Source organism: Saccharopolyspora sp. NPDC003752 (assembly GCF_053605825.1).
The window spans coordinates 116196-140031 of record NZ_JBSGJZ010000010.1; the positions used below are offsets into that span (position 1 = coordinate 116196).

The window sequence follows — 23836 nt, forward strand, 5'->3', positions numbered from 1 at the left end:
GTTTCGGCGATGTCAGGGGGTTCGCGCGGGCAGCGGCGGTCCGGCGGCGCGGGCCCGCAGCCGGACCGCGGTGTCCTGCAGATAGGGCAACGGGGCGCGGTCGACGGAGACGATCTGGACCTGGCGCGGATCGGCACCGGCCCGGACCGCGCGGGCGCAGGCACCTTCGCGGACGTCGTCGAGCGCGGCCTCGACGCGGGTGCGCGGGCCGAGCCGGACGATCCGCTCGCACTGCCCGCCGACCGGGCTGGTGGCCGCCCCGACGGCCCCGGCGACGCCGCCGTGCTCCGGTCGCACGATCTCGGCGACGCCCGGAATCCGCGCAGGTGCTTCGCCGGCCCCGACGATCACGATCGGCAATCGTCCGGCGGCCGGTTGCATGCGGTCGACGGCTTCGGCCCACTGTTGCGGGGCGGGGCCGTCGACCGGAATGAGATCGGGCATCCGGAAGCAGACCGGCACGCCACCGATCCGCTCGCCGGGCCCGGACTCCTGGGGGTAGTGCGCGATGAGCGCGCCGATCCGGGCACTGCACGCGCCGTGAGCACCGGTATCGGCCACGATCGCGTCGCTGAGCCCGGCCAGCACACCCGCGCCGCGCAGGATGCTCGCCGGGCCGCTGCCAAGGCTCAGGCCGGGCTGGCGGCGCAGGTAGTCGAGGCTGGTCAGGGTGCCGTCGCCGCATGGCACCAACACCGTCGCGGCGCGCATGCCGAGTTCGGCGAGCGCTCGTTCGAGCCCGTTGCAGAGCTCGGTGGTCAGGCGGCTGAGCGCCGCGTCAAGCACGGTCGTGTTCTCCCGCTCGATCAGCCCGAGCGAGCCGAACTCGCCGGCCAGGGCGACGTGCACGTCACCGGCTTCGCGGCGCAGCAACTCGGCGGCCTCGTGCTCCTGCTCGCTGTCCGCGGGCGAGAAGACGCCGCACACGGCGAAGGCCTCAGCGGTTCCAGCCATTCGCGCACCGAAGCGGGCCACCGCGTCGCGATCCAGCGGTGCGCGTTCAGCGGGATCGAGGCCGGCCCAGCCGTCCACGATCATCGCTCCCGCACACACGGCCGTGTGCAGGTCCTCGGGCCAGCCGAACATAGGCCGCACCGCATCCGCAGCACCGCCGATGCGCACGACGCCCACCTTGGCCAGGGCTTCGCGGCGCGCCACCGCGGTCTCGGCGACGCGGAGGCCGATGGCCACCTGACGTGCTCGGGTGCGCTCGGGCGGGAGTGCGCGCAACGCGGCGGCGACGCTGCCGACCACGTCGTCGGCGATCGAGGGAACTTCAGCGACCGTGGTCGCGCCGCCGGCGAGCAGCACAGCGTTGGTGCTGGCGGGGCCGACTTCCACTCCGATGATCACGAGATCCCCTCCAACCCGAACGCCTCCGGTCCGCCCAGGCGCATGCCCGCCGGGGTCCGCCAGATCGGCGCGCAGTCCAGCGAAACCACGCACACGCGGAGGCCGTAGCGCAGGTCGTTGACCGGGATCGGCTCGGCGGTCCGACTGTCCAGCACGGCGATCACCTCCGGCACGACCGCCAGCGGCGCGCCTTCGGCGAAGACCGCCAGGTATTCGGTGCGCGCCTCGATCCGCAGCAACCGCCCGGCGTCCGAACCCAGGCCTTCGACCAGGACCTCGGTGCTGGCATCGTCCGGATGCCGCAGTTCGGCGACCTTCGCCGTAGCCAGCACCCGGATCCCGGCACCGGATGCGCGGCGCGGATCCACCCCGTCGGACAGCGCCGCGCCGACGGTCATCGCGCGGGTCACCGAACCGGCCACGGCGTGCCGCGCCGCCTGCTCGGCGGTCAGCGGGTAGTCACTGGACGTGGCCTGTCCGCCGAAGGCGTCCACCGCAGCGCGGGCCAGGCGCTCCAGCCAGCGGCCGTCGACGTGGTCGATCACCAGCGTCCGGCCCTGCTCGTCGGCGAGCACCGCGGGCACCGGGGACACCCCGGCCAGTTCCAGCACGGTCTGGTCCATGCGCGGGAAGGCGCGGCCCATGGCGTCGGCGTCCAGCAGCGGCAGCCCGAGGCGGGCCGCGAAGGAAAGCGCCACCAGCCCGTTCATCCCGCCGATCTCGCTGGGCAGCACCGCACCGACCGGGCGCCGGTGGATCCGCTCGACCTGGTCGCGCAGGTGCGCGGCTTCGCGCGTGCTGCCGATCCGTTCGGCGGCCACAGTCGGCGAGCCGATCGTGCTGACCGGCATCACCAGCGTCTCGGGCGCGAGCTCGGCGGGCAAGATCAGGCGCACCGGCCCGCACTCGGCGACGGCCTGCTCGGCGACCAGGCTCGCCACGGTGGTGGCGCCACCGCCGCCTGATCCCAGGACAGCGCACCCGCGTGCGAAGTCCACGATCAGCCCGGCATCGATGTCCATTCGCCAACGGTAAGGACACCGACCCGACCGACGAGGTGCTGCCGGCACCCATTTCGGAGCGACTAGGTGATGTTGGCACACTAGTCGGCATGCCAACGGTCGAGAACGTGCTCACGTCACCCGGGTTGGCCGGCATCCGCGTGCTTGGCGGGCCGGTCTCGGCAGGCCCGGTGACCGGTGTGCGGTTGGAACACCGGCTGGATCGCGTCCCGACACTGCCAGCCGGGTGCATCGCTGTGCTGCTGGCGCCGGTGTCGGGCTATCGCTTGGACATCGCGGTCCGCGACGCGTCCACTGCCGGTGCCGCCGCGCTGGCCCTGACCGGCCAAGCAGACGAACTGCCGCCGACCGCACGGGCGCTTGCCGACAACGGGCGGGTCTGCATCCTGCACGCCACCGGCGACCTCGCCGCACTCGTCGTCGCGATTGCGCGCACGATCGACGGCGACGCCGCGGACGCGTTGGCCCGCGTCGAAGCCGCCGCGCAGCAACTTCCCAGAACCGCGGGGAATGCGCAGCGATCCGCAGCCTTGGCCGCAGAGCTGCTCGGCGTACCGGTGGAGGCGCGTGCCGCAGCGGAAGGCGAAGACGGCGCGGTCGCCGTCGGAGCCGAAGGCGAGGTGCAGTTCGCGGCGCCGCGCAGCGCCGGGCACCACCGCGCAGCGGTGCGGTCGGTGTTGACGATGGCAGCGCTGGTGTCGGCCAGCGGCAGCGCCGAAGACATCCCTGTGCGCTCCCGAAGCCAACTGCTCGCCGAACTGCTCGTCGCGCCGGAGGACACCGCACTCCAGCTCGCTCCGCGAGGCCGCGCGCTGGGCTTACCCATCGACGCCTGGCACATCGCGTTGCGCACCGAACCGGCGGCCCTGACGGGCACGGACCGCTTCCGGATGTTGGAGGCGGCAACGCCCGAAGCCCTGAGCACTCTTCGCACATCCGGAGCGGCGCAGTGGAACGCCGCGCGGGTCGATGACGCGTTGGTGCTGTTGCGCTCGCAGCCAACGGATCCGCGCCGCGAGGGCATGCGCATCGCATTCGCCGAAGCCGAACGCCTGCTCGGCTCGCTGCGCGAACGCTTCCCCGCCGCCGACATACGTTGCGGTGTGGGAACTCCGCATCGCGGCCCGTTGGGTGTGCGTACTTCGGCGCGGGAAGCGCGGAGCGCACTGCTGCGCGGTCGCGGGCCCGACACGGGGCCGGTGTCGGCGCACGACGCTGTCGGGCTCGATCGGATGCTACTGGAGTGGTACTCCTCTGACGCCGCCCGCGAGGCCGTGGACGAACTCCTCTCCCCCGTGCTTGCGCTGGGAAACCGCCGAGCCGAACCCCTGCTGCGAACCCTCCAGTCCTATTTGGACCACCAGGGCTCGCCGGCCCGCGCCGCCGAGGAACTGCACGTGCACCGCAACGTGGTCGGCCGCCGAGTGCGCCGGGTAACGGAGCTGATGGGCATCGACCTCGACGACCCGCAACAACGCCTCAAGGTCCAACTAGCCTGCCGCGCCCACCTGACCTGACCCCAACCCTGCTCTTGCCGAAAATCTGATCCGACCTGGTGAGAAGCGGTAGGCAGGGCGTGCGGTTGGCCGGCGGCAGTCGCTCGAGCAGGCGCTGTCGCAGGTGTTTAGTGCCAGGCACGGCGCGCATTCCACTGTGGGGGCCGTCGGCACGCAGGAGTCGATGATGCATGCGGTAGGAATACCCCCGCAGGGGCAGTTCTGGTGCTCTCCAGCGGTGGTTACCCGGACGTCTCGCATGGCGGTGGCACGAAGATGTCCCGCCTGCATAACCACGAGCTCGCCGGGCTGCTCTGCGATGGCCGGCTCCGCGACTTCGACGAACTGGCCCGGTATCGCTTCGCCACCTGGTGCACGGGCGAGGCCACCCGAGCGGGCGGCGACACTGTGATGCCGTGTGCGGCCAACATCCCCGTCGAAGTCGGCGGCGTGTGCATCACACCCGGCGACTACATCTACGCAGACCGCGCCGGCGCCGTCGTCATCCCGGCGCACAGCGTGCGGGACGTGCTGACCGAAGCGCAACACATCCAAGCCGAGGACGAGGACTTCCTGGCTCAGATCCGCAACGAGGACCCTTCAGCACTACGGGCAGGAAGGCGCTTCGGGCGGCAAGAGCTGTAGTGATCTCGGCTGCTCGGCGTTCCGCCCATTCCGGGCCGTCAAAATGTCCAAGCCACAGGACGTGGTGACGCACGCCCCCGCGCTCCTCGGCGGCGAGAAGATTTCTCGTGGTAGTCCCGAAATAGTCGCGAGTCTCGGCGGCGCTGATCGGCGGCGAGCTGATGGCATCGACCACCGCGTCAACCCCTTCGAGCGCCGCGTCCAAACCCCGGCCCGTAATCAGGTCAACGCCGAGAGAGCGGCTGATGCGAACCACCACGTGCCCCTCGCGCTCAAGGAACGAGACGGTGCGGGCACCGATATTGCCGGTCGCACCAGCCACAGCTATTCGCATGGTGAACCTCCGGTGAGGGCGTGACCACCTCCAGGACGATGCTGCGCCGCGCCGCCCAGTCCCGCAAGCTGCCGTCTATCCGGTTGGCATGGCCCTCGACGTGGACAACCGTACGTACTACGCCCTTCTCCGAGGCCTAGCCCGACGACTGACCGTCTTGGGTGTTGGGGCATTTCGGCTCTTCCGTGCTTTGACCGCGGCCAGCATGTTGGCGGGTGCCGATGCTGATGGGCTCTCGACATGTTGAGCGGCTATCGACTGCGTTCTGCTTGGTGTGCCCGATCAACGGATGGTGCTGGTTCGTGAGCCGTGCTGGGGAGGGACTGCGATGGGTATCGTGTCGCCTGGTTTCCAGGGGCGGCGGCGTACGACCGGGCCGCACTTACCGCCGGGCCAGTACCTGATCGAGGATTTCCCCGTGTTGTCCGCGGGCCCGACGCCGCGGGTTCCGCTGGATGAGTGGGAGTTCGTGATCACGACGGAGACCGGGCAGGTCCATCGCTGGTCGTGGCCGCAGTTTCGGGAGCTGCCCAGGGAGACGCCGAAAGTGGACATCCACTGCGTCACCAAGTGGTCGAAGCTGGGCACGACCTGGAGGGGCGTGTCGCTGGAGACGCTACTGGCCGAGGTGGACACGGCGGCAGATTTCGCGCTGGTGGACTCCTACGGTGGGTACACGACGAACCTGCCGTTGGAGGATCTGCTCGATGGCCAGGCGTGGATCGTCTACGAGTACGACGGTGCCGATCTTCCACCCGAGCACGGAGGTCCGGCCAGGTTGCTCGTGCCGCATCTGTACTTCTGGAAATCGGCGAAGTGGGTGCACGGCATGCGGCTGCTGCTGGAGGACGAACCCGGATTCTGGGAGACCATCGGCTATCACGATTACGGTGACCCGTGGCGCGAGCAGCGGTATCAGGGCGACTGAGCTGGCGGGTCGCGCGTCTGGTCGACTACCGCGACGAGACGCCCACGGCACGCACGCTGGTGCTGGACGTAACGGGCTGGCCGGGACATTCGGCCGGACAGCACGTCGACCTCCGGCTCACCGCCGCTGATGGTTACAGCGCGCAGCGCAGCTATTCACTGGCAGCCCCCGCGGACGATGATCGGCTGGAGCTGACGGTGCAACGGGTGCCCGATGGCGAGGTGTCTTCGTACCTGACCGAGGTGTACTCGGTAGGAGACCCGGTGGAGGTGCGCGGACCCCTCGGTGGCTGGTTCGTATGGCGCCCGGCAGAGACCGAGCCGGTGCTGCTGATCGCGGGAGGATCGGGCATCGTGCCGTTGATGGCGATGGTGCGGGCGCGTCGGGCGGCCCGCAGTCGTACACCGTTTCGCTTGCTCTACTCGGTCCGCTCGCCTGCGGAGGTGTATTACGCCCGGGAGCTGGCTCAGCCGACGCGTGGGGACGACGGCCTGGACGTGACCTACGTGTACACGCGGTCGGCGCCGCAGGGTTGGGCCGGGAAGCCTGGAAGGATCGGGCTCGCGGACATCAACCGTGGTGGCTGGCCACCGGAGTTCGAACCGAGCTGTTTCGTCTGCGGCCCCACGGGTTTTGTCGAAACGGCCGCCAACATTCTCGTGGCGCTGGGCCACGCGCCTGGGCGTATCAAGACCGAGAGGTTCGGCCCGAGTGGAGGATGACATGACACAGCCGAACACCGAGCAGCACGTGGACGGCAACGCCCTGGCCGGGCCGTTGGCGGAGGTTTTCGCGGTCGATGTCACAGCGGCCGTCGAGCGTTGCATGGGCTGCGGGCGCACCGGCCCGGTCGCTACACTCCGCGTCTACCAGCACGCACCCGGACTGGTCGCCCGATGTCCAGGCTGCGACGAGGTGGTGCTGCGCCTTGTCCGGGGACCGGATAAGGCCTGGTTGGACCTGAAAGGCACGATGAGTCTCCAGATCCCACTGGCAGGTTCCGGTTAGCCCGTACCCTCCCGCGTCTGGTGGTGCAGTTCGCGATATGCCGGGCCAACAGCGACGACAAGGCCCTCGATCCTGCCAACCGTCGCGGCTACGTCTACTCCCGTGACACGGATGGCTCGCACAGCAATGCCGATCAATCATCCCGCCGCGCCCGTGCGGCGCTACGTGGTCTCCGCCGTGCCTCCGCGGCGCTCGCTTGAGACCGGCTTGCGCAGCAAGGCGAGGGCGGCAGCTGGGAACAGGAGAACCGACAGAAGACCCGCGCAGATCAGCGCCGCCGCAGTCACCGGAGTCATCAGGCCGAGCGCGACGCCGATCTGCGTTGCGGCAACCAGGAACGGCAGCGACGTCGCCTGCAGCAGCCCGGCCGCGACCGAGGAGCGTGTGCCAAGCGAGCGCTGGTAGAGCAGTGCTGGAGCCCCGCGCACGAGCAGCAGCGCGAGGAGGAATAGCGGCACTCGCAGCAGCGCGGACGGAGTCGCGATCAACCCTCCGAGGTCGAGCTGCACACCGCTGGCGACGAAGAACACCGGAATCAGGAACCCGTACCCAATCGCCTCCAGCTTCGTCCGGAAATGCGGATGCGTAGCCGAGTCGCGATCGACCAAGCCCACGACCGCACCGGCCAGAAACGCACCCAGGATGCTCTCGAGACCAAAGCGCTCGGCAAGCACAACGAAGGCCACGAGCAGCACGACCGCCGCACGAACCCGGATCTCCGCGGTGGTGTCCTGCAACCGCAGGAAAAGATCTCCCAGACGCATTGACCGCCCTGCCAAAGCCACCGCGAACCCAATGACGGCCACGAAGGCGACGAAGACGATCAGCGACGCGAGCCGGCCTCCGGTGCTCCCGCCGGACGTGGAAAAGAGCAGCGACAGCAGGACCACCGCGGCGAAGTCGGCCACGGAGGACGCTGTGATCGTCATTTGCCCCATCGCCTGGTCCGCACGCCCGGCGTCCTTGAGCACGGGGACAACCAGACCCAGCGACGTCGCGGACAGCGCCACCGCAATCAGCACCGGGTCACGCACCCAGCCTGCCGCACCGAACGAGAAGCCCGCTGTCACGCCGATCGCCAAGCTCACCACGTAGCCGATCAAGGCCACCCGCAGCAGAGACCCGCGCAGGCGATGGAGGTCAACCTCCAGCCCCGCAAGAAACAGGAGAAAAGCCAGCCCCAGCAAGGCGACGATCTGCACCGCCTGATCCATCACCACCAGTCCCAGCACCGATGGCCCCACGATGACTCCCGCCACGATCTCCAGGACCACCGACGGGATCCGCAGCCGCGGTGCCAGCCCGAGCAACAACGGCGCCAGAAACGCAATGATCGTCAGGATCAGAAGATTCCCGAAGCTCGGCATCGCCAACCTCCGCTCAACCGCTGGCCCACCTCAAGCAGGCGCAGCCATACCTCGCTGGCTACGGAAAACGTAGGCACCGCGTGCCCGCGGCCACCCCCTTCGCCCGGGCGGCGTCGCGGTCGACCAGCACGACCTCCCGGCACACCCCACCGCGCTCGATCAACGACAGCACCGTCGCCGACCCCACGGCGCCCACTCCGACCTTCACGGCGCACCACCCTCGTGCGGAAACGAAGTACCAGGCCAGTCCCACTGTGTACCGCAGCCGACCGGCTCACGCCCGCCCGCGGTGCCGACGCCTCTCACACCACGTACAAGACCCGGGAACGCACACCACAGCAAGCGTGCCCCGATCTGGCTCACCACTGGCCATAAAGATCTGATGCGTCGCGCGCCATGCCCGGTCAAGACATGAACAGTCGGCGCCACTCACGCCCGGGGGGCGCACCCAGGCCGGGGAGGTCTGGCTGATCGACGTGCGCGCGGACAAACCGGGCTGGGTTCCGGACGACACGGATAATCACTTGCCTGCATGCGCGGGACGAGACGACACCCGCCGAGACGATCACCCGGATCTACATCGGGGCTCAAAAAAGCCCACTGACCTGCACTCGAACCTGCAACTTCTTGATCCTCAGTAGGCGTCCACAAGAGACAGTTACCAGTGAACGTTTTTCATCCTGGTCGGCCCGCAGCCGCGGCCCGCGAAGCCGTACGTCGATGAGGTGCCGCATGCGCCGAAGGCGCATAGCCCACCTACGCAGCTCGCACCGCCGCGGGTTCTCAGAGGCTTCCTGGCGAGGACGGCCCTGACGCCGTGTATTGGACATACATAAGTCAGGGCACCCACAGACCAGGGAGCCTCTGAGGTTCCGCCACCCGCACCGCCACGCAGAACGAGGTTGGAAAAACCTCAGTGAGTACCTAATCGGTGAATCATCGGGCCCGCCGACTACTCAGTGGCCACGGAACGTGCGCGGGACAAAAGTCCCCTTTTTCTCACCGGAGCCCAGCACTACTGTCGAAAACGCCGTAGCAAAGTCGCGCACTCCCGCCATTCGCGCTCAGGAGCGCGGCCAGGCCGTCGCCGGCGTCGATCCGCACCGCGCCGGGAACGCTGTCGCGGACCTCGAATGCGGCGATGGTGTATGCGGACGAGGCCGCGTCACGCGGGTTGAGCACGATGCGCAGGTCGCTGCGCCAGCGCTCCTCGGTCACATCGCACAGGACGTATCCGCGGTAGGTTCCGTTGTAGAACTTCACGTGCGGATTCGCCGGCAGGCCCTGGCGTACGTCGGCGTCCCAGCCCGCGCCGGACGAGATCGACGTGCCCACGAACTCGGTGGCAATCGTCGGCGACGCCGGGTCGTTGAAGTCCGTCTTGAGGTCGTTGACCCAGTGCGTGTGCCAGTCACCGCTGAGCACCACCGGGTTCGACGGCTTGTTCGCCGCGATGAAGTCGAGGATGCGCGAGCGGGCGGGCGGGTAGCCGTCCCACTGGTCGAGGTTGACGATCTGACCGGGGCCCAGGTCGCAGTCGAACTGCGCCATGATCGTCTGCTGCGCGATGACGTTCCACGTCGCCTTCGACGCGGCCAGCCCGGCCAGCAGCCACTGCTCCTGCTCGGGGCCGGTGAGCGTGCGCGTCGGGTCGTACACCTCTCCGCTCGGCGCCTTGCGGCCGTCGCCCAGCGCCTGGTCCGAGCGGTACTGACGGGTGTCGAGGATGCTGAACTGGGCGAGCTTGCCGAAGTTGGTGCGCCGGTACATCTGCGCGTCCGGCCCATGCGGCTGCTGCGCCTCCCGCATCGGCAGGTGCTCGTAGTACGCCTGGTAGCCGTTGGCACGCCTCTCGAGGAACGGCCTGCCGTCGCCAGCGCCGCCCGCGATCCCGCCGGCGTAGTTGTTCTGGACCTCGTGGTCGTCCCAGGTCAGGAAGAACGGGAAGCGCGCGTGCGCCGCGCGCAGGTCCGGCGAGGTCTTGTAGAGCGCGTGCAGCCTGCGGAACTCGGTCAGGCTGCCGTCGGCCGTCTCGTAGATGTAGTCACCGAGGTGGACCACGAAGTCGACGTCCTGGCCAGCGAGATCGCGGTAGGCGGGATAGGGCCCGCCCACCCACGACTGGCACGACACGGATACGGCGACACCGGTGCCGATGAACCGAGGTCCATCGGTGCCGGTGTCGCGGTGGAACCGTCAGGCTCGGGGGACGCCCGCGTCAGACGGCGTGCCCGGTGTATGGAACGGGCCTGTGATCGCGAAGACGTGGCCTGGCGACTGGATGTTGGCGAACAGCAGCTGGCCGTCCTTGGCGAAGGTCGGGCCGGTGAACTCCTTGTCGACGCTCACCTCGTTGCGCGCCAACGGGTAGCTGTCGCCCTCCTTGGTGATACCGACGAGGTGCTGGATGCCCTCGCCGTCCTCGGCGAGGATCAGACCACCGTTCGGGTCCACCACGATGTTGTCGGGGCCGTCGAAGTTGGTGTCCTCGTCGGGGTTCGGGTTCACCTTGAAGATGGTCTTCAGGGTGACGGTTTCGGTGGCCGGGTCGTAGAACCACACCTGGCCGTCGTGCTCGTTGACGCTGCCGTCGCTCGCCCGGGCGAAGCTGGCGACGAAGTAGTGGCCGCCGTCGCCGTAGTAGGCGCCCTCAAGCTTCCGGCTGGAGGTGACCTCACCCGCGCTGAACTGCTTGCGGATCGAGGCCGCCGTGGCAAGCCGGTCCGGGACCTCGACCCACTTCACCTCGTAGCGGGTGCCGGTCCGGGTGGCCTCCGACAGGTCGGTGATCCGCGTGCCGCCCAGGTAGCAGGCCATCGCCTCCAGGGTGCCGGCGGTGTCGCCGCCCTCGGAGAGCGCCAGCTTGCGCAGCGCACCCTTGCCGCCGGTGAAACCGGTCGGCGGGGTCCACCGGTAATAGAGGCCGTTCGGGCTGCCGGCGTCCTCGGTGAGGTAGATGCGGTTGTCGACCTGGTCGAGGCTGATCGCCTCGTGCGAGAAACGGCCGAGGAACTTCAGCGGCACCGGGTTCAGGTTGGCGTCGCGGTCGAAGGCGTCGACCTCGAAGCACCAGCCATGATCGTGCAGGAAGGCACCGCCGGCGCGCTGCTCGGTCTCCTCGCAGGTGATCCAGGTGTCCCACGGCGTGCAGCCACCGGCGCAGTTGTTGTGGGTGCCGGCCAGGCTGACGTACTCGTTGACCCGGTTGCCCTCATCGTCCACGACGATGTTGGTGGTGCCGCCGCCCGCGCCCGGGTCGAACGTCAGGCCGTCCAGGGTGGGCACCCGGTACGGCTCGCTGCCACCGACCTCGTGGTTGTTGATGAGCACCAGTTGGCCGTCGCCCTCGAAGACGGCGGTGCCGTCGGGGTCGGACGGGGTCGGCTCACCGGACTCCAGCTTGGTGACGCCGGTCTCGGCCACGATCTTGTACGAGAACCCTTCCGGCAGCGACAGAATGCCGGCCGGGTCCGGGACCAGGGGGCCGTAGCCGGCGACCCGTCGGGTCATCGCCGAAGCGGCGGGAGCGGCGATCGCCTCCACACTGCCGGCGATCATGATGCTGAACACGCCCGCAGCGCCAGCACGGAGGGCGTCGCGGCGGGACATCGGTGCTGTCAAGACAGTCTCCCTTGGTAATGCTGAATTCCTGCCACAGATCGAAGTGGCCGATGTAAAATGCCGCCTGGGCCCCCGTCCGGCTGGACGCTGGGCAGGGGCCCTTGTGACGGGATCGACTTACGTCAGCCGTCCGTGTCCCGAGACGGAATCGCCGCACCCGGCACGTCGGCCGGTGCGTAGAACTCGTCCTCGCCCGGGAATGGCTTCTCCCAGCCGGTCGCCTCGTACCAGCCGAGGTGGTTCAGCTGCGCGGGGTTGAACGCATCGACCTTGTCGGCCGTTCCGTTCGCCTGTTGCTGAGCCTTCCAGTCGGCCCACTGCTCCGCGAGCTGCTGCTTGTCCGCGGGCACCGCGGCGGTCGTCACAGCCGCCTGAGCCGGGACGTCCGCGCCACACTCTGGCATCGTCTTCAGGCCGTCGGTCAGCGGCACCTGGTTGGGCACCGCGTTGTACGGCGTGAAGTCGGCGTGCGGGGTGAACGCCTGGTTCATCGGCGATGCCGCGGTGTCCTTCTGGTTCATCGGCTGGATGCCGAGGATCTGCTCCACGGTGCGGAGCATGGTGATCTGGCTGCCGTAGTGGTTGTCCACCACGCCGTGGTTGGCCCACGGGCTGATGATCTGGACCGGCGCGCGGTGGCCGTCGACGTGGTCGGCGGCGGCCTGCGAGTCGTCCTCGACGACGAAGATGGCGGTCTCGGGCCAGTACTTGCTGTGCGAGATCGTGTCCACCAGCTTGCCGAGCGCGAGGTCGTTGTCCGCGACCTGAGCCGGGCCGTTGGTCGCGCCACCGGTGTGGTCGTTGGACAGCCACATCATGTTGAGGTTCGCCGGGCCGTTCTTCTCGAAGTCCTGCTTCCAGACCTCGTACTTGTAGACGTCCGGGACGTTCAGGTCGAAGTGCGGGAAGCCCGGCACGGAAACCTCGTTCAGCGACGGGATCGCCGAACCGACCTTGATCGGGTAGGCGCTGGGCTGTCCGGTCGCGGCCATGTTCTTCGCGTCGCACCAGTAGTTCTGCCAGGTCGCACCGGCCGGCTTCTGCTCGAAGTCCTGGAACTCGCCGAAGTTCTTGACGGACTTGCCCGCGTTCTTCGCGCCGGTCCAGATGAAGCCCGACCGCTGGTGACCCAGCACGTCGTCCTCCGTGTCGTAGCTGCGGATGTACTCACCCGCGGTCGACTCGGTGTACTCCGGGTTGTCCGCCTGCGTCACGAAGTTGTGGCCCTCGGCGGAGTTGGTACCGGTGTCGTAGATGTTGTCGTACAGGCCGAACTGGCCGGCCAGCGCGTGGTTGTTCGGCGTGACCTTCTGACCGTAGGAGGCCAGCGACGGGTCACCGTTGCCCTGCGGCATGTCACCGAACATCTGGTCGTAGGTGCGGTTCTCCTTCACGACCCAGTACACGTACTTGATCGTCGAGGGGTCACCGAGCCGGACCGGAACGGGCACCGGCGGCACGGCGCCGGTGTTGCCCGCCTTGGCCAGCGAGTTGCCGCGCCAGCCGTTCTGCGTGAACACCTTGCCGGTCTCGCCCTTGATCACGTCATCGCTGGGCAGCGTGAAGTGCGTCAGGCTCGACGTGGTGTCGTGCGTGCGGTGCTGGTTGGTGGTCGAGCGACGCGCGTCGATGCCGCGGGTGTTCGACACGACGATCTCGTTGCCGACCGCGGCGATCTCCGACGGGGTGTAGTCCGTCGGCAGCAGACCGATGAAGCTGGCCGGCTCCACCGGGTTGGCGTACTTGTAGACCGCGACCGCGTTGGCCCGGCCCAGCGTCACCAGCAGGTGCCCGTCGTCGGTCAGCGTCGTCGCGGTCGGCCCGTAACCCACCGAGGCGTCAGCCCACGGCTGCGTGGCGATGGTCTGAATCACCTTGTCGCTGGTGGTGTCGATGACCGACACGGTGTCCGAGAAGGTGTTGGTGACGAACAGCGCGCCGTTCTTCGCGTACAGCGTGGTCGGGTGCAGACCCACGTCGATGCTGCCCGGCGTGGCGGCCGGGTTGGCGACGTCGATGACGCTCACGGTACCGGTGGTGGCGGAACCGGTGTCCCCGTTGGCCGGCACCTGGGTGCCGTAGGAGTTCATCGTCGTCTCGCCCGGCCGCGCCGGGCGGCCGCCCTCGTTGCTCACGTACAGCTTGCCGCCGACGAGAAGCATGTCACGCGGGGCGTTGCCCACGTTCCAGCTCTGCGTGATCGCACCGGTCGCGACGTCGATCGCCACGACGCGGTTCTGGCCGTTGACCGCCGAGTACACCGTCGAGCCGTCGGCCGAGAACACCGCCTCTCCGGCCAGTGCGCGCTTGCCGTTGACCGCAGTGATGGGCACGAACGTCGGGTTCGCCAGCGTTCCGTCGGGGTTCACCGTGAACTTGCGGTACCCGTCGGCCTGGCCCAGCCACAGCGACGTGCCGTCGGGTGAGTACGTCGGGCCTTCCTGCCCGATGTCGTTACCCGGGATACGCAGGTTCGCCGCGGCGTTGTTGCCGATCAGCTGCTGAACCTCGTAGCTCTTCAGATCCACAATGGACAGAGCCATCCCGCCGTCGGCGATCGACGCCGCCATGTGGGTGCCGTCGGGGCTGATCGCCGAGGACATGATCTTGCCGTTGTTGATGACCATGCGCTCCCCGTAGGGGGCGAGGTACTGGTCGGAGGAGATGACCAGGCCGTTGTCGGTGGTCTGACCCACCTGATCGGTCCCGAACAATTCAGTCTGGGCGAATCCGATGCCAGTGCCGGTGACGGCGAGGGCTACCGCCGACGCGCCCGCGGTAGCCAGGCGTATCGGACGGCCACCTCGTCGCCCGAGAAGTCGGAAACCGACGTTCTCGGAGCGCCGACGATGACGCGTTACCTGCATTGTTGAGTTATCCCTTCGGAGGGGTGGAAAGCAGTTCGACGTTGCCGTCGAACTGCCATAGCGGGTTCGGCACATCCCCTGCCGGGGTGTGCACCAGGAAGTAACCGTTCACTTCCTTCGGCCCGTCGCCGTCAGCGACGAACCGCCCGTCTGCGGTGACGTCGAGCTGGTAGATCGCAGACCCAGTGGCCTCGACGCCGGGGAGATGCCAGGAGACGACGCACCGCCAGTCATTGCCCGGCCCCTCGGGGGCGATCTGGCCGCCGCCCTTGTTGCACGCCGCGGCGGCCATCAGCTGTGCCTCGGTGACATCGGGCCGGTTGAGTTGGCGCGTTTGCAGGCGGTAGAGGTGGGCGAAGGCCGTGGCCACCGAGCGCTGCACCTTGTCCTGCTCGATCCCGGAACCGGTAGCGCCGGTCACCGGGATCACGACCGCAGCGGCTACCGCGAAAACCCCGACCAGCGGCAGCAGCCCCAGTGTGATCGCGCGGCGCCCGGCGCCGTCGTAGGTGAGGTTCGTGAAGTCCCGCCGCAGAAAAAGCACGTAGGCCAGAGCCGTCGCGGCCACGGCCCACACCAGGCTGACCACGATGCCGATCACCAGCGGCCCAAGCTGCGTGGGAGAAGTGAACAGCCCATTCCAAGAGATGAAAGCGTAGGTGGGCAGCGCGAGGCGCACCGCGACGGGCACCGGCATCATCTGCACGAACTGCATGATGCAGGCGACCACGATAGGCATCAGCAGCCCCATCGGCGACCGTCCAAATGCGACGGACCCGAACAGTCCGATCGCCGCGAGCGCGAGGGTCGGCGCGAGCACGCAGGCCCAGGCGAGCAGTACCTTCCCTCCGGCGTCGCCCGGCGCGAGCAGGTGTCCGTCGAGGCCGATCAGCTCCCGGCCGCCAACCGCCACGATCCCACCGACGACGCTGGAAATGGTCAGCCCTACCACGAGAACCAGCAGGACCGTGAGGCTGGCCAGTGCCTTCGCGGCGAAGATCCGCCGCGGCGACCGGACCGCCACCAACAGGTGGCGCCAGGTACCGAGCCGGTCCTCGGAGGCGAACACGTCACCGGCGACCAGCGAGGCCAGCAGCGGAAGCGCGTACAGGCCCGAAAAACCCAGCAGCACCAGCGATCCGGCCCACCCGGTGGTGTTCATCCAGCGGCCGAAGAGGGTGTCGACGGGCAACGTCGTCTGCTGGCTCACCGCGATGATGAACAGCGCGGGCGCGATCCAGCAGGCAAGGACCAGAAGGCGTACCCGCCACTGCGAGAGCAGCTTGACCAGCTCGAAGCGGTAACCGCGCGCCGTCGAGACCGGACGGGCGGCGGGAAGGGTCGCGGTCATTTGCTGGACTCCTGCTGCTCGGTCAGTGCGAGGAATGCGGCCTCCAGCGGCGACACCACGGGCGCAAGCTCACGCACCGCGACGCCGGCCCGCACGAGCCGCGCCACCAGTTCGTCAAGGGCAGGTACCGGCGCGCTCACCACGAGCACCTCGGTGTCCTGCCCGTCTACGACACGGATCCCTGCGACATCGGCGGCCAGCCGGCGGGCAGCCTCCGAGTCGGAGGTGCGAATCCGGTAGTCGAGCTCCTGGTTCTCGGCGGCGAGCTTGCTCAGCGGGCCGGAGAACACGACCCGTCCGGTGGCGACGATGGTGACCTCGGAACACAGTGCTTCGAGATCGTCCATCCGGTGGCTCGAGAGCACGACGGAGGTTCCGTCGGCCGCGAGCCGGGCGAGGACGCCGTGCACGTGCTGCTTGCCGGCCGGGTCGAGGCCGTTGGACGGCTCGTCGAGCACCAGGAGGCGGGGCTTGGTGAGCAAGGCTGCGGCGAGTCCGAGCCGCTGACGCATGCCGAGGGAGAAACCCCGGATCCGGTCGTCGGCGACATCGGTGAGCCCGACCTGATCGAGCACGTCGTCGATCCCCGCCGTCCGCACGTCGCGGCCGCGAAGCACGGCCAGCGCGGTGAGGTTCTGCTTGGCAGTGAGCGAGGGATAGAGGCCGGGCCCGTCGACGAAACCCGCGACGGCGTCGGGATCGGTGAGCGCCCGGCCGACCGGCGTACCGAGAATTTCGAGCGTGCCGCTGTCGGCGACGGCCAGGCCCAGCAGCAGACCGAGCAAGGTTGTCTTGCCAGCGCCGTTCGGCCCGACCAGCCCGTGGATCTGCCCCTGCGCCACATCCAGATCGATGCCGTCGAGCGCGACGACATCGCCGAAACACTTGGTGATCCCACGAGCCCGCACTGCGGGGGGTGTGCCCATTGTTCCCCTTCTTTCGTCAGGCTAAGAACTTAGGGACAACCATCAACCCGGGCACGGACGCGGGCTGAACGTTCAGCAAACGGAAGGCGACCGGGGTCCCATGTTTCGCGCCCGTGAGGCCGATTCGCCCGAAGCATTCCCAAAAGTGCCGAAAATCGAGGTCGGGCCAGCAGGATTTGAACCAGCACCCAACTAGACCCACTCGTCCACAAGAGACATCAGGCATGAAAGCCCGGAAACAGCAGGACAACTAGTGCATTTCACCTCCTTTCGGCGCGGTACAACGCAGCCCAGGTTCATCGAGTAACTCCGAGAAGAGCTCAATGGAGACGTCGGCCGACCATCACAGCAGAACCAGGACGATCCGGATCACCAGCACCCGAGCAGGATCGGGATGACTGTGGTCCGACTCCTCGGTCTCGGCCTTGTTCTGGTCCCACTTGACCACGGAGGCGCCGTCGTCGGTTTCAGCGAAGCTGCCGAAGGGCACAGTGGTGGTCACGCCCTACCCGGAGGCGACGTCCTTCATCGCGAACGCCAGGCTGCCCAGGTGCGATAGCAAATGCCGGGTGGGCCGTCACTGCTGGCGCAAGCTTCTCAGCTGCAAGAGTCTCCACTGCGGTTCCGCCTGGAACTTCCGACACCAAAGGAATGCCTCGCGGATTTACCCTGGTTGTGCTGGTTCGAAATGTCCGGGCTGGTAATGGTTTTCTGGGTGTGCTACCGCCTTTCCCTGCCCGGTGCCGAATTTCGTGTGGGGGGTCGGCAATGCTGATCAAAGCGAACGAGACCAGGGTTCTCGGCAGGAAATCCAGCAGAACGGGGCGGGTGTTGCTGGGCGTGCTGCTCGGTGTGCTCGCATTGGTGGCGACGGTGTGCGCCGGTGCGTCGACTGCTGTCGCGGGGTCGCCGGCGCCCGCCGCGCCCGTGGGCGGCGGCGGCGGTGGTGGTGGGCCGCGTCTCGTGATTGTCAGGATGGTCGATTTCCGGTTCCTGCAACCGAATCACTTCTCGCCTGGGCAGTACACGTTCCGGGCCGTCAACGAGGGGCGGATGCCGCACATCCTGGCGATCCAGGATTCGCGCAACACGAACGTGAGGACTCCGCTGGTCCAGCCCGGCGGCTCCGCCGACATCACCGTGACGCTGGGCCCCGGGGTCTACGACTTCTGGTGCCCGGTCGACAACCACCGGCAGAGGGGGATGCAGCTGGACGTCTTCGTCAAGTGAGAATCCGCTCGGCGGGTCCAAGCAGTCGCCCCCGCATCCGTCCGGTTTCGCTCGAGTTCTGGCGGTCGTCGCAACACCCGACCTTTCGGGGACGCGATGGCCTTCGAGATCCGCAAGATCCGGACACCGCAGGGACGCAGGAAGTTGGACCGTGAGCGGGAGGAATACTCCCGGCTCATGGATCAAGGGGTGAGCAGCCGGGAGGCGTGCCGGGATCGCCGGGATCAACCGCCGGACCGGCAAGCGGCGGCGCAACGGCACCGCTCCCACGAGGAAAAGGCCCGGTCAGCCCGCACACAAAGTGCGGACTGACCGGGCTGCTTCGGCGTCTCGCTACCTCACCCAGGACGAGCTGATCTACCTCGCCGACCGGGGTCGGACACCCCCCACGATCAGCCGGGAGATCTCCCACAACCGGCAAGGCGGGGTGCCCGGCCTGCTGGGGGTTCGGGCCAGGCACCGCAATGCCACGGAGGGGGGAGCCGTGGCGACAGGCGGGGACTTTCTGCTCTGCTCAGGATCCAGAGCTTGTTTCAGGATCCCGGAATTGCCCCAGGTGCCTTTTTCCTTCGGCAGCACACCGCTTGCCCTGATCCTCTGCTCGACGAACTCCGCTCGGCCACGCACAGACCGGGGAACGGTCGCAGAAATCGCGCCCAGGTCCACCTCCCAAGCATCAGCTCCGCGCATTTTGTCGACAGGAACGAGAACAGCTTTCTGTTCGTCGTCCAGGTTGGCAATTTTCTTCACCAGCCGAGGAAGGGCAACGAGCCTGACAACTCCAGGCTCTGGCGCAAATTCCGACGGAAGGGCCAGATGAGCCCCGTACGGCGGCCTTCCCAGCCTGGTCTTCTCGCCTATGCGCTCAAGTGCTTCCAAACATTTCGCGTACAGCCAGGAAAACACAGCTTTCGGGTCAGTTTGAGCAGCTATTTCCGGCGAAACATGTATAGCACACATGTAGCCGCATTCGCTCGTGTCCACATCATCTTCCGGCAGAACCCAAGCGATGCGTTGTTCTTTCCAGGGAAACTGCAACGCAATGGTGATGTCGCGCTGCCCGTGGTACTTCCCTGGTCCGGCGGCGTTTTCGTACGGGTCCCGTTGCGCACATTAGACGAGTCCCGCTCCGGGTCGGCCGCCTCAAGGCTGGCTCGACCAATCCCGCTGCGATCGCGACATCGCAACTGATCGATGGCCGGGAGCTTCGCTGCTACTACCAGCACGAGGCGGTTCCGCCGGCATCACTGTTCGCAGGTTTGCGGGATCGTCCGGAAGTCCTCGTCACCGTTGCCGGCGCAAGCAGCGGGCCGGTCGCACCGGGCTCCGACATCGAACCAGTCCTGCTGGCCGTCGAGGCGAAAGCACGACACGGCTACGGGCCGCAGGAGCTGAAGAGCGCGATCGTCGCATTGCTCGAGTGTCAGCCCTGGCGAATTCTTGGTGCGTCCTACTTTTCCAGTACCGGCGCTGATCAACTTCACATCCAACGATTCGGCGGCACCACGATCGGTGTCGGCGAAGCACTCGTACCCGGATCCAGGTCCGCCTCAGCGACCGCCGCTTGGCTCGACGAAATGTGGCAAGCGCTGCCGCGACCTCAGGTCACCATCGTCGCCGCCGACGTCAGCGCCAGCATGCCGGCACGCGCGGCCAAGGAACGCCTTCAAGTCATGGCCGAACTGCCCGGGAATGTCCCCCGGCCTCGCTGGGCCGACAGCCTTGCCGAAACCGACCTGCTATTCCTGTCCACCTTCGGCGGCCCTGTTCCCGGCTTGACTTCGCTACCGGAGTTCTCCGCCGAAGCGATCGTCCGAGCCAAGCTCCCGCTCACTCCCCACGCCCGCGGACAGAACCTCGGACAGGCCATCAAAGAATGGCAAGCCGGGCTGGGGAACGTCCCGATCCGTCGCATCCAGCTGAACGTCCATCTGATCACCGACGGCCGGTGGACCGACAGTGACCTGGAAGCCCTCGACGAATACCGGCTCGCGGGCGCCCACGTGCACCTTCACATCGTGGACGAGCCGGAGCACCCCTCATTCCGGGAAGAGCTACGACAGCTTATGGTCGAATGATCCGCAAAACGCGCACTGCATCGGCATCAAGCACGGTCCGTGCCGAATATCGCCGCGAACCACCACGTAATTACCCCACGAGGCAATGATCTTCGAATTGGCCGGATCCTGACTGGCTCTCGGCCTCTTTGCCGAGCTCGGTCGGCTTGCTGACAGCACCCGTTGTACACCGTCGGGGCCGAGTGGGTGTGCGCCTGGTTCAGGTGGAGCCGCCTCGACCTTCCCTGTGCGATCCTGATGCCGAACCATCCCCACGCACGTGGGGATGGTTCTTGGCGGCCAGCGTGGCCGAGCACGTGACGGTGCTGGCGCGGATCGTGCGTCGCAAGCTCCGCCTACTGAATCAGGCGTGTAGCTGCCGATTGCCACCGTTGCTTTGGTCGCAGCATTGCTGCTGTTCCAGCCCTCCTGTCCGTCTGCGTAATCGGTCGCTGTGTCCGTCGCCCACTGCACCGCGGGCGGGAGGCCGCGACCGACCGGCTGACGGAGTCGGTATTACGCCTCATGGGTGAGGCTGATCAGCAGTCGAGTCTGCGGCCTATGCGAGGTCTAGGGTCGGGCGTCATGAGTGAGCAGAAGCCATACCCGCCACTGCCGGAAGGCGTCGTGATGGGGGGAACCTCGTTCGGCCCCGACGCTGGCCCACATGCTCCGGCCGCCCGCGCGGACGCCGATAGCGCCTCTGAAACAGCTTCTCGCCAAGGGATGTACTGGTGCCACGCCGCACCCGCGTGGCTGGTTCGGATGCGGAGCGGCCGGTGGCGGTCGGCCGCACAGGTCGTAATGCGCATCGCGGGATGGCTGCATCCCTACGGGCAATGCCCGCGCCTGGGATGGGAGCGGTGTGGCGGCCGGTACCTGACACAACCGCCGCAACCATCGCCCGGCGCTTAGGGAATGGTGCTCCCGCAGTTTCCGGGGGTCGGTTCGTTGACCACCACCGGGCTGTGTATCTGGGTGCCGTCGTCAAGCTGGGCATGCCCATCAGCGTTGGTGACGTAGTGGAAAGCCCCCGCACCGGGAGTGCAGGCCTCTTCCACCAGGAACCTCCACGGGCTCTCCCCACGGGATTCGGTGAGGCGGTTCGGCGAGTACGGCACCCATCCGTCGGGGCCGGTGCGGTCGAATCGGAACCGGACCCAGTGGTAGAAGATGTCGGAGTCGCAGGACTGATCGATGCCTGCGAAGATCGCCCGACGGTTGAGGTCGAACCCCACGGGGTTGACATAGATGTCGCAGACAGCCATCCGCGGCCCGTTGCGGCCGATGACCACGCTACCGTGTGCGTCGCGATCCTGGGGCAGGGTGAGGTCCGGGCGCGGCACGGACAGATTGGCGGGGTCGGTGGCATCCAGTGGCATGGTCTGGAAATAGCGTCCATCCTCGGTGCTGCCGTAGTAGATGATCGACGGAGTGCCAGGACCGGCCAGCGTCGTCTCGTTCGAACCCGCCGCTGGCGCGGCCGAGCTCGGTACCGCCGCCCCCATGACGGTCAGCACAGCGGTGCCAGCGGCGAGCATGGTCTTCTTCAGGCGCATCGAGTTCCTCCTCAGCAGGGATCGCACCGCGCGCAGCACCCCCCAGGTGGCGCACGCCTCCAGGGCGTGTCTGTCGCGTCCGCGCTCCCCAGTCACGGTTCACGATCAATCGCACCGTGTCAGGAGATCACCAAGAAGGACGTCGCATCGAAAGTCCTTCACACCAACGGAGCAGCACCGGAAACCCGAAAGACCCGCCGCCCATCGGCTGCGGAATCTGCTCTTCGCTATCCGGCGATCCATTCCACTTCCAAGGGAGCTACCCAGTCCGTCCTCGGACACGCACGCTATTCACCCGGCTCGCCGGGTGAATTTTTATTTGGGCGGCCCGCTCCGCAGGTTCGTAACGTACTTGCAGGTCGACAGCCTCATAGAGGCTCGCCAGCCGGTCTGGCTTGGCACTCGACACCGATGCGCCGACGTCGCCGAGCGAATCAATCATGGCGTAGACCTCAGCATCGGTGAGTGCGTTGGGCGCTGGCTTGTTCTCCAACTCCGCGCGAGCGGCTGCCCGTTCGGCTTGAGCCTCGTTGATCGCCTCGGTAAGCGCCTCTGGATCAACACCCGCGCCGATCGCCGCCTGGAAGCGACGCAACCGTGCTTCGACGTTGGCGAGCCACTTCTTAGCCGTCTCCAGCGTGGCTGATGCGGTGTTGGGCATGCCCTGAGACGCAACCAGTGCCGCGACGGTCTGATCGACGTTCTCAGGGGCAAACAGGCCACCGAGCCACCCATTGATCTCGTACCTGATCAGATCCTCGCGGAGGTACACGGCGGGCGGGTGCTCGGCCAATGCTGGCGAGCCGGGCGCAAGAGTGCAGGCCGGGCACCTGTAGTACATGCCGTGGGCGCGCGGGCTGGCCTCCATCTTCCGCGTGCACACCCCGCAGCGGATGCGACCACGGAACAGGTACGGCCGCTTGGTGGGTCGGCCGCTGCGCTCGGCCTTGCGGGCGGTCCGCAGTCCGCCCACGCCCTTCGATCGGCGGAGCAACTGGGCTTGAGTGAAGTCCTCCACGCTCACGACTTCCGGATGCGCCAGCCGCCGCGAACGCACCACACAGTCAGGCGCTGCACGCCGGAACCGGATCACGTGCCCCGCCGCAACGTCGTCCGGATCGAGCAGGGTTTCCTGCCGCGTCCAGCGCCCGAAGAACGCATATCCCGTGTAGCGCGGGTTCTCCAGGATCGACCGGACCGTGCTGCCCCGCCATCCATCGGCCAGCCGGTGCCGAGTCTGGTCCGGCCGACGCGCCGACGGACACGAGACACCATCGCGGTTTAGCCCGTTGGCAATCGCCCGGTCTCCTCTACCGCCCAGGTACTCCGCGAAGATCCGCCGCACGACCTCGACAGACTCCTCATCGATCGCAAGCACCCGCAGCCGGTAGCCCTCCGCCGCCTTTCGCGGATTGGGGTGCGGTCCGCCATTGACGGTGACGTAGCCGTAGGGGGCTCGGCCGCCTTGGTGGCGGCCCTCGTTGAGCACCTGCGCGTCCATCGCAGCCCGCACCCGCGCCTGCACGTGCTGGCGTTCCGACTCGCTCATGCCGCCGAGCACGCTCATCAGCATCTTGTGCGACGGGTTGCGGGCGTCGAACTTCCCGCCGAGCTCGGGCACCCACAGGTCCACCCCGTAGGCGGCGAACTTCGGAGCGACCAGCGAGAACTGGTTGCCGAACCAGCATCGCGTGCCCTCACCAACGACCACGGCATTCCAGCCCCGGTTCGGGTCCTTCAACGCCGCCAGCAGCCGTTCAGCTTCTCGGCGTCGCTCCCACGGCACCGAACGCGACTGCCCGACGTCGAAGAACTCGGCCTCGATCGTCCCGCCGAACGGCTCAACGAACTTCGTCGCGGTGCCCAGCTGCCAGCCGTACGAGGTTTCCGGGTCCTGGTTGTCCTCAGTGGAGCACCGCCCGTAGAAACCGCATGGGCCGATCCCGTCGTCGATGGTGTCGATCACCTCGATGCGGCCAGCCGTGACCCGACGAGCACGTCGACACATCTGCGAGCCGCACATCCCTGCCCACCAAGTGGCAGCTGGGTTGGTCAGGGTGTGCAGTTGCGCG

At 67.6% G+C, this 23836-nt stretch carries 19 protein-coding genes and 1 pseudogene; 7 read left to right on the top strand and 13 right to left on the bottom strand.

Annotated elements, in window-relative coordinates; genetic code table 11:
* Positions 1-12: 12 nt before the first annotated feature.
* Positions 13-1353: a hydantoinase/oxoprolinase N-terminal domain-containing protein gene (locus tag ACWEV3_RS15660; RefSeq protein ID WP_452614530.1), complete on the bottom strand. Its 1341-nt coding sequence runs from the start codon at positions 1351-1353 to the stop codon at positions 13-15.
* The gene (locus ACWEV3_RS15665; RefSeq protein WP_452614531.1) at positions 1350-2375 is read right to left on the bottom strand and encodes a DUF917 domain-containing protein; all 1026 of its coding nucleotides are present in this window, start codon (positions 2373-2375) and stop codon (positions 1350-1352) included. Before ACWEV3_RS15665 ends, ACWEV3_RS15660 begins: the two co-directional genes overlap by 4 nt.
* A gap of 89 nt (positions 2376-2464) precedes the next feature.
* Between ACWEV3_RS15665 and ACWEV3_RS15670 the strand changes: the two genes are divergently transcribed.
* Positions 2465-3892, top strand: a complete 1428-nt coding sequence (locus ACWEV3_RS15670; protein WP_452614532.1) for a PucR family transcriptional regulator — start codon at positions 2465-2467, stop codon at positions 3890-3892.
* Between the two features lie 192 nt (positions 3893-4084).
* Positions 4085-4363, top strand: a pseudogene (locus ACWEV3_RS15675) (RraA family protein); the annotation flags it as partial.
* A 10-nt stretch (positions 4364-4373) separates the two neighbouring features.
* Here ACWEV3_RS15675 and ACWEV3_RS15680 read toward each other — a convergent pair.
* A complete protein-coding gene (locus ACWEV3_RS15680; protein ID WP_452614533.1) occupies positions 4374-4850 on the bottom strand; it encodes an SDR family oxidoreductase in 477 nt (158 codons plus the stop codon).
* 328 nt (positions 4851-5178) lie between these two features.
* On the opposite strand from ACWEV3_RS15680, the gene ACWEV3_RS15685 reads away from it, so the two are divergent.
* The 3 genes from ACWEV3_RS15685 to ACWEV3_RS15695 are packed head-to-tail and all read left to right on the top strand — an operon-like array spanning position 5179 to position 6786.
* Complete coding sequence (locus tag ACWEV3_RS15685; RefSeq protein ID WP_452614534.1) at positions 5179-5778, top strand: molybdopterin-dependent oxidoreductase; 600 nt, start codon at positions 5179-5181, stop codon at positions 5776-5778.
* Positions 5748-6500 (top strand): ferredoxin reductase, encoded by a 753-nt coding sequence (locus tag ACWEV3_RS15690; protein ID WP_452614535.1) that lies wholly within the window; start codon positions 5748-5750, stop codon positions 6498-6500. Before ACWEV3_RS15685 ends, ACWEV3_RS15690 begins: the two co-directional genes overlap by 31 nt.
* Before the next feature lies 1 nt (position 6501).
* Positions 6502-6786: a DUF6510 family protein gene (locus tag ACWEV3_RS15695; RefSeq protein ID WP_452614536.1), complete on the top strand. Its 285-nt coding sequence runs from the start codon at positions 6502-6504 to the stop codon at positions 6784-6786.
* Positions 6787-6947: 161 nt separating this feature from the next.
* Here the strand turns inward: ACWEV3_RS15695 and ACWEV3_RS15700 are convergent, their stop codons facing one another.
* The 8 genes from ACWEV3_RS15700 to ACWEV3_RS15735 all read right to left on the bottom strand — a co-directional run bounded on the left by ACWEV3_RS15700 (position 6948) and on the right by ACWEV3_RS15735 (position 17420).
* Positions 6948-8153, bottom strand: coding sequence for a cation:proton antiporter (locus tag ACWEV3_RS15700; RefSeq protein WP_452614537.1), 1206 nt, complete (start codon positions 8151-8153; stop codon positions 6948-6950).
* Positions 8154-8211: 58 nt separating this feature from the next.
* Entirely contained in the window at positions 8212-8361 is a 150-nt protein-coding gene (locus ACWEV3_RS15705; RefSeq protein ID WP_452614538.1) for a hypothetical protein, read from the bottom strand.
* A gap of 791 nt (positions 8362-9152) precedes the next feature.
* Positions 9153-10286, bottom strand: a complete 1134-nt coding sequence (locus ACWEV3_RS15710) for an alkaline phosphatase D family protein (protein ID WP_452614539.1) — start codon at positions 10284-10286, stop codon at positions 9153-9155.
* Positions 10287-10349: 63 nt separating this feature from the next.
* A complete protein-coding gene (locus ACWEV3_RS15715; protein WP_452614540.1) occupies positions 10350-11774 on the bottom strand; it encodes an alkaline phosphatase PhoX in 1425 nt (474 codons plus the stop codon).
* A 122-nt stretch (positions 11775-11896) separates the two neighbouring features.
* Positions 11897-14470: a phosphoesterase gene (locus tag ACWEV3_RS15720; RefSeq protein ID WP_452614541.1), complete on the bottom strand. Its 2574-nt coding sequence runs from the start codon at positions 14468-14470 to the stop codon at positions 11897-11899.
* Between the two features lie 178 nt (positions 14471-14648).
* Positions 14649-15992, bottom strand: a complete 1344-nt coding sequence (locus ACWEV3_RS15725) for an ABC transporter permease (RefSeq protein ID WP_452614542.1) — start codon at positions 15990-15992, stop codon at positions 14649-14651.
* Positions 15989-16918: an ABC transporter ATP-binding protein gene (locus ACWEV3_RS15730; protein ID WP_452614543.1), complete on the bottom strand. Its 930-nt coding sequence runs from the start codon at positions 16916-16918 to the stop codon at positions 15989-15991. The genes ACWEV3_RS15725 and ACWEV3_RS15730 overlap by 4 nt, the downstream gene beginning before the upstream one ends.
* Positions 16919-17261: 343 nt before the next feature.
* Positions 17262-17420, bottom strand: a complete 159-nt coding sequence (locus ACWEV3_RS15735; protein WP_452614544.1) for a hypothetical protein — start codon at positions 17418-17420, stop codon at positions 17262-17264.
* A 326-nt stretch (positions 17421-17746) separates the two neighbouring features.
* On the opposite strand from ACWEV3_RS15735, the gene ACWEV3_RS15740 reads away from it, so the two are divergent.
* Both ACWEV3_RS15740 and ACWEV3_RS15745 read left to right on the top strand, forming a co-directional pair.
* The gene (locus tag ACWEV3_RS15740) at positions 17747-18148 is read left to right on the top strand and encodes a hypothetical protein (protein WP_452614545.1); all 402 of its coding nucleotides are present in this window, start codon (positions 17747-17749) and stop codon (positions 18146-18148) included.
* A gap of 1259 nt (positions 18149-19407) precedes the next feature.
* Entirely contained in the window at positions 19408-20226 is an 819-nt protein-coding gene (locus ACWEV3_RS15745) for a hypothetical protein (RefSeq protein ID WP_452614546.1), read from the top strand.
* An 890-nt stretch (positions 20227-21116) separates the two neighbouring features.
* Here ACWEV3_RS15745 and ACWEV3_RS15750 read toward each other — a convergent pair.
* Both ACWEV3_RS15750 and ACWEV3_RS15755 read right to left on the bottom strand, forming a co-directional pair.
* A complete protein-coding gene (locus ACWEV3_RS15750; protein WP_452614547.1) occupies positions 21117-21764 on the bottom strand; it encodes a hypothetical protein in 648 nt (215 codons plus the stop codon).
* 259 nt (positions 21765-22023) lie between these two features.
* Entirely contained in the window at positions 22024-23730 is a 1707-nt protein-coding gene (locus ACWEV3_RS15755) for a recombinase family protein (RefSeq protein WP_452614548.1), read from the bottom strand.
* Positions 23731-23836 lie beyond the last annotated feature (106 nt).